Source organism: Catenulispora yoronensis (genome assembly GCF_039531695.1).
In the GTDB taxonomy this organism is placed as follows: Bacteria; Actinomycetota; Actinomycetes; order Streptomycetales; family Catenulisporaceae; genus Catenulispora; species Catenulispora yoronensis.
This window is the reverse complement of sequence record NZ_BAAAQN010000209.1, coordinates 1-583: the sequence shown is the minus strand read 5'-3', so window position 1 is coordinate 583 and position 583 is coordinate 1. Positions and strand designations below refer to the sequence as shown.

Genomic DNA, 583 nt, shown 5'->3' with positions numbered 1-583 from the left:
CTGCGACAGTTCGGATTATGCTGCATTTGGTGGGACTTCATTCTGCCCAAGTGTATCTGACATGCCGCGGGCAGATACGTCGCTGAGCTCGTTGCTTTATGGCGCCGGCAAAGAAGGCAAGGCACCTGATCTGACGTTTACAGATGAGCAGACAGATGCGGCGCTGCGCTATATGAAAAATACCGCGTTGCGCAGTGCTGGTCGTCAGCTGAGTCGTGGGGAAGTTAAAGGCGCCAGCGGGCGAATTTACCTGGGCATGATTCAGCAATACCAGGCGCTCACCGACGCGGCCGCACAACCTCAGATGGAAATGATCGCCAACTCCAAACCGAACCCGGCCACTGATGCCGCGCTTGCAGATGCGCGCAAAGTGCCGGAAGTCGAATCCTATTTCCAGGCGACGGCCAGTAACAGGGCGAAACAGCTTAACCGTATGTCTGCCAGAGAGTTTGAGGAATTCGAAGTAGGTCGCCGTTACAGCAACCCTGCTTACCAGGCGACGCTGACCAACAAGAACACCGAAGATTTGATGCGTGAGCAAATCAATATCGCCAATCTGAACAACTGGTTAGTGCTGAAAACC

General features: G+C 54.2%; 1 protein-coding gene. It reads left to right on the top strand.

The annotated features are described in order from the left end of the window. Positions 1-583: conjugal transfer protein TraW (gene traW, locus ABD481_RS46850; RefSeq protein ID WP_344672366.1), on the top strand; the 583-nt coding region annotated here is incomplete at both ends.